Origin of the sequence: Cyanobium sp. L1E-Cus (genome assembly GCF_024345755.1) — a bacterium.
Lineage (GTDB): Bacteria > Cyanobacteriota > Cyanobacteriia > PCC-6307 > Cyanobiaceae > Cyanobium_A > Cyanobium_A usitatum.
The window spans coordinates 1-8,592 of the sequence record NZ_JAGQBS010000028.1 but is presented as its reverse complement, the minus strand read 5'-3'; the positions used below and the strand labels follow the sequence as shown (position 1 = coordinate 8,592).

Below are 8,592 nucleotides of genomic sequence, written 5' to 3'. Positions count from 1 at the left end.
ACAATCTTTCCCTAACCACCCTCTAACAATCACTCCCGGCGGAGAACTTTCAAAATGGTGATGAGGACAATGCGCAGATCAAGCCAGAAGCTTTGGTGATCCACATACCAGACATCTAGGCGGAACTTTTCCTCCCAGGAGAGGGCATTACGCCCGTTGATTTGAGCCCAGCCGGTGATGCCAGGACGGATAATGTGGCGACGAAATTGCTCAGAGGTGTAAAGGGGGAGGTATTGCATCAGCAGGGGCCGCGGGCCAATGAAACTCATCTCGCCGCGCAGAATGTTGAGCAGCCCAGGGAGTTCATCGATGGAGGTACTACGCAGCCAACGGCCAAAGGTTGTGAGCCGCTGAGCATCTGGTAGCAGGGCGCCGCTGATGTCGCGGGCATTGGTCATGGTGCGGAACTTCAGTAGCCAGAAAGGCCGGCCAAGGTAACCAGGACGCTGCTGCCGGAACAGCACCGGTGCACCGAGACGGAAATGCACAAGTGCTCCTATCACCAGTAGCAACGGTGAGAGCAGCAACAAAGCCAGCAGGGCAGTGAGGCGGTCAGCCAGCCCCTTAAACAGGGCGTAGACCTGTTGCCCCAAGTAGCCATGGCGGCGGCCGGCGTAGCGAGCGGCGGTGGTTTCCAGCACATGACGCCACTGATCAGCGAGAACCAGGCGGGAGAAGCGGGATTCGGCTAGGGCACGGGCGTTGGTCCCCATGGTGGACGCCAGAGCCGGTTGATCGGCCAATCGGATCAGGGCCGCAGCAAAGGCCGCCGGAACGCGGGGCGACACCGGGATGCCCAACTGGTGCTCGCTGATCATCTCAGCCAGCCAGCCGGGGTAGTTGTTCACCACCGGCAGACCGCAGGCCAGGTAATCAAAGAACTTGTTGGGAGAGGTACCCCGGTAGAAGGCGGGGATGTCATCGAGCACCATCAGGCCCACATGAACGCTCTGCTGCAGGGTTTGGGCCAGCTTGGGCTTGGGAATCGGCGGCAAAAAATGGCAGTTAACCAGACCCTCGCAGGCAACTCGGCGCTCCAGATCTGGCTTACAGCGGCCATCACCGATAAAGAGCAACTGGATGTCGTGGCGACCCAAACGTTGCAGCTCAGCTGCGACATCGAGCACCGCATCGAGCCCATTGGCCAGGCCGTGGGCGCCGGTAAAGGCCGCTACAAAGGCCCCGCTAGGCAGGGACTGGGGTAGGCCACTGATGAGCTGGGGCTGCTTGGCCGAGCCCTTGGGCAGGGCTTGAAAAAGCTCCAGGTCGCAGGCATTGGGGATGCTTGTGATGCGGCTGAGCTCGATGCCGCGCTCGGCAATGCCCTGGCAGATGCCAGGGGCCAGGCCGATGCAGGCATCGGCTGAGTGGTAGCTGAGCCACTCCAGGGCGGAGAGGGCGGCTAGCACCAGAGGGTTTCGCACCACGCCCATGGCGCGGGGCAGTTCGGGCCAGAGGTCGCGCACCTCAAACACAAATGGTGTGCCCCTCAACCAGCGAGCGGCGATGCCTGGGATGCCTGCGGTGAGGGGGGTGGTGGTGGCAAAGATCAGATCCGCGTTGGACTCCAGGGCCAGCAGCAGGCTCTGCCAGCTGTAGCGGAGGAACACCAGGGAGCGCTCCAGCAGCCCGGCGTGGTTGGAGTAGGCCAGATCAAATTCGATCACTTCGATCCCATCCACCAGACCGCTACGCCGCCCTGCTGTGAAGGTTCCGCTAAGGCCCGTGTGGGTGCGGACATCGCGGAGGCACACCATCTGCACCTGATGGCCAGCCTCGACTAATGACCGGGCCAAGGAGTAGGAGCGGGTGCCGGCAGCACCGGCTGGAGTGGAGAAGTACTGGTGGTAATAGAGAACCTTCACGCGTAGCTGGGATCAGGAGGAGAGTTCAATCGAAGTGGTGATGGTGACCGGCGCCTGCGTCACACTCACCTCAAGCACAGGCAGTGGGGTTTTGGATCCGTAGTGGAGTGATTCCCAGCCCATCACAAGCTCAAGCCGGGGAATGGGCTGATCGGCGCGAATCGTCACCGTGGCCGCGGAGCCAATTAAGGACGCTCCCTCCAGCCGCCAATCTCCTGGACAAAGACGCCAACGCAGGAGCATCTCCTGCTGAAAGCCGGAGCAGCTGTCAGTGATGACCCAAGAGTTGCCGCTAGCGGCAACTTGAACCTGGCGCTGGTGGCGCCCATGGGGGCCGCGGTAGGCGGCGGTGATACTGCTCCCATCTGGGCTGGAGCTTGGAGCATTACCAGGCTTAAGCAGGGGCGAATGTTCCAGCTGGAGCCAGTCACCCCAGAGGAAACGGCCCAGGCGGGGCATGGGCTCGGAGCCATCGAACTGAACGGTGTTATGGCTGGCAATCCCGGGGAAGTAGCCGAGATCAACTTGCGGAGCGTTGTAGGCATAGCTGCCGCCATCGCGCAAAAGATTGACGCCCTGGTGCCAGAGGTCCAGGTGCAAAGGATCTGGATGGGCGGGCCGGAAGCGATAGCTGGGAAGCCGCAGAAGAGCCCAGCTGGCGGTGCTGGGGCGCATCACGGCATAACCGCCATCGGGGAAGAGGGTGATTGGCCCGATACCCGCGGGCTGAAGAGCCTGTGCGGACGTTGGTGGCTGAGTGTTTGAAATACCTGCAGCCGAACCATCCGCCAGAGCAAGCCAATACAAAGGCTCATTCCAAGGCCCATTGGGCAGATCAGGCTGGCCATAGAACAGCACTGAAGCCAACTGGAGCGAAGGGCGGAAGTCGCGGTAGCTCTGGCTATGCAGCTGGTAACAGAAGGCGCCGTCGTTACTGCCAAGGTTGGGGCCATCGCCGCTGGTGGGATCCACCAGTGCCGCCAGCCAGGACGTGGCGGCACGGCAGCGTTGCTTAAAGCCCACAGAAAAGCGTTCTAGATCCAGCCACCGGCGCCAGAGCTCCACCTGGGCCAAGGTGTCGATCAGCAGGCGGTGGTAGGTGAATGAGTGCTGGGCAAAGGAGCCATCGGCCATCACCAGCCGGCCCACACTCCGCTCCAAGGCGCGGCGGCCGGCAGTGGCCCACCGGCGTGCAGCAGCGGCGTGGGAACTGGAGGAAACGGCCAGCCAGCTGCCACCGATGAACAGGGCTGCGGCTTCGGAGGTCCAGTGGTTGTTGTCCTGGGCCTGGGCGTAGCGCTCGGTGGCGGCGATGCGCTGCAGGTGGGCAGCCGCAAAAGCCGCCCGCTGGGGGGTGGGATGGGGCAGCTGGGATGGGGCATCGCAGAGCTGCCAGGCCTGCAGGGCATGGAGAAGACGCATCGAGGTCTCCTGGCCGCAAAGCCAATTACTGCCAGCGTTCACGGGGTTGGCCTGGCACCAGCTCTGACTCCAGGCGTTGAGGCCGTCGCGATAGCGGGCATCGCCACTGAAGCGCCCGGCGCGAGCTAGCAGCGGCGCCCAGCCCCAGCGCGAGAGCTCCCAGCAGCGCTTGATGTCAGCTCCGGCAAACGGCTGGCAAAGGCTCCAGTGCTGGGCGCAATCTGCAAATGACTTGCCGGAGACAGGATCGAGAAACCAATCAGGCGGTGAACCCACCGCATGGCGCTCATGACTGAACCAAGTGGCGCTGCCGCCTAGGAGGGCATCAGCTGCTTGCAGGCAGCGAGCACGGGCCTCTTCGCTCCAGAGTTCCAGAAACATTGGTGCTGGCTGCCCATCGCCCGTTAGGGCTTCCGGTACAGGGCAAGGCGTAATAGGCAGAGTGCGCTGATAGAAACCAGTGCGAAGAAAGAGGCGGTGGGCGGCCACGGCCGCACAGTTGCGCCAACCCAGTCGCTTACTGGTGCGCAGCTTGGAAAGCATCTTCACGTCTGCTCCGTGACCCCACAAAGGTCGAAGACGACGCGGCCAGCCAGATCCAGGTGTTTGAAAGGGCTATGGGCTACCAGGAACACGAGAAGATCGGCCTCTTCCAAGACCTTCTCCAAAGAATCAAGCTTGATGGTGGGGTGATCGCTGAGGTTCGGTTCGCAGGCGAGCACATCGAGGCCAGCAACGACCAGCTCGGTGGTGATATAGAGGGCGGGGGATTCGCGCAGGTCGTCCACATCGGGCTTGAAGGCCAGGCCTAGGCAGCCGATACGAGCCGGTCGGCCGAGTTGGTCTTCCAGAGCGGCGGCGCGGCTTTGAACTTGCTCAATCACCCAGCGACTTTTGCCGTCATTGACGCGCCGAGCGGTCTGGATCAAAGGAGTGCAGTCTGGAGCGGCGGCGGCGATGAACCAGGGATCTACAGCAATGCAGTGGCCTCCCACCCCGCAACCGGGCTGAAGCACGTTGACGCGTGGGTGGTGGTTGGCCAGGCGGATCAGATCGCGCACGTTGATGCCGAGGCGATCACACACCAGCGACAGCTCATTGGCAAAGGCAATGTTCACATCGCGGAAGCTGTTTTCAGTGAGCTTCACCAGCTCGGCGGTGCGGGCGGTGGTGGTGAGCAGATCACCTTTACAGAAGGTGGCGTAGAAGGATTGCCCAGCTTCTGCGGCGGCCGGGGTGAGGCCGCCGATCACGCGGTCGTTACTGATCAATTCCTGCAGGATGCGGCCAGGAAGCACCCGCTCTGGGCAGTAGGCAATCTGCACCTGCTCGCTGTTCAAGCCGCACTCTTCCGCAATCACTCGGGCCACCTGCTCGGTGGTACCCACCGGGGAAGTGGATTCCAGAAGGACCAGGTTGCCTGGGCGCAATACCGGAGCAATGGCGCGGGCGGCAGCTAAGACGTAGTCGATGTTGGGCTGGGGAATTCCATCGGGACCACTGCGGAAGGGAGTGGGAACAGCGATCAGAAACACATCGGCCGGAGCCGGCTTGAGCTGGGCGGTAAGACCACCAGAGGCCACTGCAGCGGCAACAGCTTCATCGAGCTCAGGCTCAACAATATGGATTCGTCCCCCATTTACCGTGCTCACAACATGGGCATTCACATCCACGCCAATGACGCGATGGCCGGCGCGGGCGAGCACGGCAGCGGTGGGCAGGCCGATGTAGCCAAGGCCAAGGATGCAGCAGGTGGCGGACAAGAGTTTGCGTTCGGGCACAAAAAAAGCCCCCGCGAATGCGGGGGCATGGCCGAGAGGTGGCTATGAAGGTTGCGATTCAGCGGGATGGGATCACCAAAGCAAAGCATCAGCTGTCGTCAATTCAAATGCCAACGCGTCACAGAGTATCGACAAGAGCTTGGAGTTCCCGGCACAAAGCTAAATGGTGCCTCGCTCGATCTCGGCGATTCCGGCTTTGAGCCTCCCCCGTTTTCAAGGACAGTGTTTAGAGAGTTGCTTTTACACTGACCCCATGAAAACCAATGATCACAATGAATGCCCCTTCTACGCCACGCCGTTACAGCGATGAACAAAAAGCAGAGGCTATTGATTTCTGCCTAAAGGAAAACCTCTCTTGCGCTAAAGCAGCTCAACGGCTTGGCTTGCATCCAAGCATCCTTTCCCGTTGGTTGCGGCAATATCGCATTGATCAAGGAGAAGCACTACCTGTTGATCGTGGCTTGCTAAATACAAGCGAACGAGATGAACTAATCAAACTCCGAAAGGAGAACCGTGAATTACGGCGGGAAAAAGATTTTTTCAAGCTGGCGGCAGCTCACTTTGCAAAAGATCAGCTGCCGCAGAAAGGTTTCGGTTAATTCAGCAATTACAAGATCGCTTTCCAGTGCTTTGGTTAGTAAAAAAACTGCAGGTAGCCCGTAGCGGCTACTACAGCTGGCTTCAAAGGCAAAGCAACCCAGGTAAACGGGCTAAACAAGATGAAGAAATTGCCGCAGATATTGAGGTGGTATTTAAAACCCATCGCAGCCGCTATGGATCGCCGCGTATTCATCAGGAACTACGTGGTAACGGCCGCCATATAGGCCGTAAACGGGTTGAGAGGCTAATGAAGCGGCAAGGCATACAGGCACTGCAGCGCAGACGTTTTAGGTGTTGCCCAAAACAAGAAGAAGGAAATAAAATTGCAACAAATATCTTGTTGCGTAAATTTAATCCAACAGAACCAAACCGATACTGGTGCGGTGATATTACCTACATCCGCACCACAGAAGGTTGGCGTTATCTTGCTGTATGGATGGATTTATATTCAAGGCGAATTATAGGCTGGAAAATTGGAAGTAATATGGAAGCAGAACTAGTAACAAAAGCATTAAATAGAGCTTTAATTTTAAGAAGAATAAATCCAAGTAAATTAGTTGTTCATACCGATCAAGGTAGTCAATATACTGGAAGTAAATATCAGAAACTATTAATAGAGAATAAAATCAACTGCAGCATGTCTCGCAAGGGCAACTGCTGGGATAATGCGGCAATGGAAAGCTTCTTTTCTACCTATAAATTAGAAAATAATCTAGATGATAATAGTAAAATTCTGCTAACACCATTGCAATTGCAAAGTGAAACCACTAGTTGGATTGAGGAATATTACAATCTAAATAGACGACATTCAAGCAATGACTACCTAAGCCCGATTGACTACGAAAATCGGGCCCTAAAAAGCAGTATTATTAATGAGCAGGCTTCCTGAGCAACTGTCCACAAAAACGGGGGAAGCCCACTTTGATCTTCAAGCGTTTCTGCTTCAGCTTGGCGGCAATCAGCAGATTCTCCTGTTCTTTCTGCCTGAGCAGCGGAGAGTCGATAGCCATACTCAGCTCAGCAAAAAAAACGGCGAGCACCAGCTACAGTGGAAGTATAGGTGCTTCTAACGGCCAGCCGCCCATTGGACGTGACAGGTGGAATACTGTGGCGACCTTCGCTTGAGAGGCCTCGGGAGTACCGAGCCAGACGGGGACCAGCACCTGAAGGAGGGCGGCAGGAACGGTGCCAGGGGTAGCTCGTAGATGAGGTTGTAGGGGCGTCGAATACAATCGGGATGGTTCCATGCCTCGATCGCGGCCAGCGCCTCCACGAGCGGCAGGCAGACTAGGGCAATTGACAACCAAAGGGCCTCTCCCTAGCAACGGATTCCACAGCGGCGACCGACCAGGCTTTTAAGCATATAGACGTATAATGGCCTCATCGTTTGCATCGACTAGCGCTGCACCCAAAATAGATCGAGAGCCAGAAGCGGCGACGAGTCGTCAGTTTCGAGACGCCAAGTAAGGCGGCGCAGCAGGCCAATTAAACCTTGCTTTGTGAGAGACGCCGGCGGGCGCGTAACAAGGGAGGCCGCAGAACCGGAGCTTGCGGTAGCCGTAAATATTTTTGACGCCAATTAGTCCGTAAAATTTTCAAGATCCAGAAACAGATCCCGCAAGGAACGAAGGGATTTTCGACTTCAAAGATAAGGCAGGCTTTTCAAGGAAGCACCACGAAAAGGCGGCGATTAGGTATGAAGCAGAAAAAAAAATTGGGATCGCCAGACTAGGTGCAACGCTGGAAGCTAATAGGGCGTTCGCGATGGGCATATGGAAAAGGTATAGGCCATAGGAAACGTCAAAACCACGCAGCAGATCAACGGGGATCAGGCCGATCCCAATCGGTAGGGCTGCGAGAGCCCAAGGCTTGAAAAGGGGAGCAAAATCAGGGAAAGACGTGGAGACAGACAAGCAAATAAGGCCAAATGCAATCAGGCCAATTGTCGCCTTTCTCCTACCAAAAATTGCAAGCGGTAAAAGACATGAAAATCCAATCATGAACTGAAAGAGATGAGGCACGAAGCTCACCTCAAAAAGCTTGGCCAGCAGAGATTCTGGATTGAGTACACTATCAAGAATGATCAATTTAAAAAGCAGAGAAGCAGTGGCCAATGAAATCATGCAGGCAGCCACCAAGCGAGCGCGGCAGCGCTTTACCCAATAGGTTGCCACGGTTACCAATATGGGTAAAACAATGTAAAACTGAATTTCAACAGGAATTGTCCAAAGGCTGCCATTGACCACTCCAACACCAAAGTCGCGGAGCTGAGATGGGTTAAAGAACTGAACAACGGTTGCCTGTCCGGCCAGCCAGACCATTCCAGTTAGACTCAGCAAAAAGGATCCTTTACCAAAGGCGATCAGGATCAGACATGAAATGAACAGACAAAGCCACAAGGCAGGAAAGATTCTTAGGGCTCTATGCCAGATATACTCACCCCATCTCCCTTTAAAGCGCAGACAGGAGAGCCCTACCAGAAAACCACTAATGGAGAAGAAGAGCGGAACCCCCGGGAGAGAAAAGAATGCGGAAACTATTGAGGCGGGAATAAATTCTAAGTGGTGTGCGCCGTGCTGGATTAATACTTGCGTAGCAGCATAGAGACGAATCGCATCGAACAGGTTGTGCCTTCCTAGGCGAATGTCTATGCACTTATCCAGCAGAGATGAGGCTGTCATGGGTCTCGTTTGGCAAGGCGATGATGACGTCATGCTTTGGCTATCACTTGCAGCAGCCAGCGCTGAACCTCAAACAGCTCCGCCGCAGGAATCGGAGCGGAAGCTCCGCTTTCAATGGCATTGAGGAAAGCGGTGCAACAAGCCACCTGGCCCTTGTCTTGGTAGAGGCGCCGGCGGGTCCGGAAGCCAGGAATACCCCAGGCCTCAAGTTTGCGGTAGTTGTCGAGTCGCAGCACCTTGCCC

General features: G+C 56.7%; 8 protein-coding genes. 2 read left to right on the top strand and 6 right to left on the bottom strand.

Features of this window, described 5'->3' with window-relative positions; all coding sequences use genetic code 11:
- Positions 1–29 precede the first annotated feature (29 nt).
- The 3 genes from KBZ22_RS14375 to wecC are packed head-to-tail and all read right to left on the bottom strand — an operon-like array spanning position 30 to position 5,050.
- A complete protein-coding gene (locus KBZ22_RS14375) occupies positions 30–1,865 on the bottom strand; it encodes a sugar transferase (RefSeq protein ID WP_315858623.1) in 1,836 nt (611 codons plus the stop codon).
- 12 nt (positions 1,866–1,877) lie between these two features.
- Positions 1,878–3,830 (bottom strand): heparinase II/III-family protein, encoded by a 1,953-nt coding sequence (locus tag KBZ22_RS13985; protein ID WP_255022442.1) that lies wholly within the window; start codon positions 3,828–3,830, stop codon positions 1,878–1,880.
- 2 nt (positions 3,831–3,832) lie between these two features.
- Complete coding sequence (gene wecC, locus KBZ22_RS13980; RefSeq protein WP_255022440.1) at positions 3,833–5,050, bottom strand: UDP-N-acetyl-D-mannosamine dehydrogenase; 1,218 nt, start codon at positions 5,048–5,050, stop codon at positions 3,833–3,835.
- 281 nt (positions 5,051–5,331) lie between these two features.
- Here wecC and KBZ22_RS13975 point away from each other — a divergent pair, with 281 nt between their 5' ends.
- Both KBZ22_RS13975 and KBZ22_RS13970 read left to right on the top strand, forming a co-directional pair.
- The gene (locus tag KBZ22_RS13975) at positions 5,332–5,667 is read left to right on the top strand and encodes a transposase (RefSeq protein WP_255022439.1); all 336 of its coding nucleotides are present in this window, start codon (positions 5,332–5,334) and stop codon (positions 5,665–5,667) included.
- Positions 5,586–6,557: an IS3 family transposase gene (locus KBZ22_RS13970; protein WP_315858624.1), complete on the top strand. Its 972-nt coding sequence runs from the start codon at positions 5,586–5,588 to the stop codon at positions 6,555–6,557. Before KBZ22_RS13975 ends, KBZ22_RS13970 begins: the two co-directional genes overlap by 82 nt.
- Here KBZ22_RS13970 and KBZ22_RS13965 read toward each other — a convergent pair.
- The 3 genes from KBZ22_RS13965 to KBZ22_RS13955 all read right to left on the bottom strand — a co-directional run.
- Positions 6,538–6,708 (bottom strand): hypothetical protein, encoded by a 171-nt coding sequence (locus tag KBZ22_RS13965; protein WP_255022438.1) that lies wholly within the window; start codon positions 6,706–6,708, stop codon positions 6,538–6,540. The genes KBZ22_RS13970 and KBZ22_RS13965 overlap by 20 nt on opposite strands.
- A gap of 555 nt (positions 6,709–7,263) precedes the next feature.
- On the bottom strand, positions 7,264–8,349 hold the full coding sequence (locus tag KBZ22_RS13960; RefSeq protein WP_255022437.1) for an acyltransferase: 1,086 nt from the start codon (positions 8,347–8,349) through the stop codon (positions 7,264–7,266).
- 29 nt (positions 8,350–8,378) lie between these two features.
- A partial coding sequence (locus KBZ22_RS13955) for a hypothetical protein (RefSeq protein ID WP_255022436.1) occupies positions 8,379–8,592 on the bottom strand: 214 nt, incomplete at its 5' end.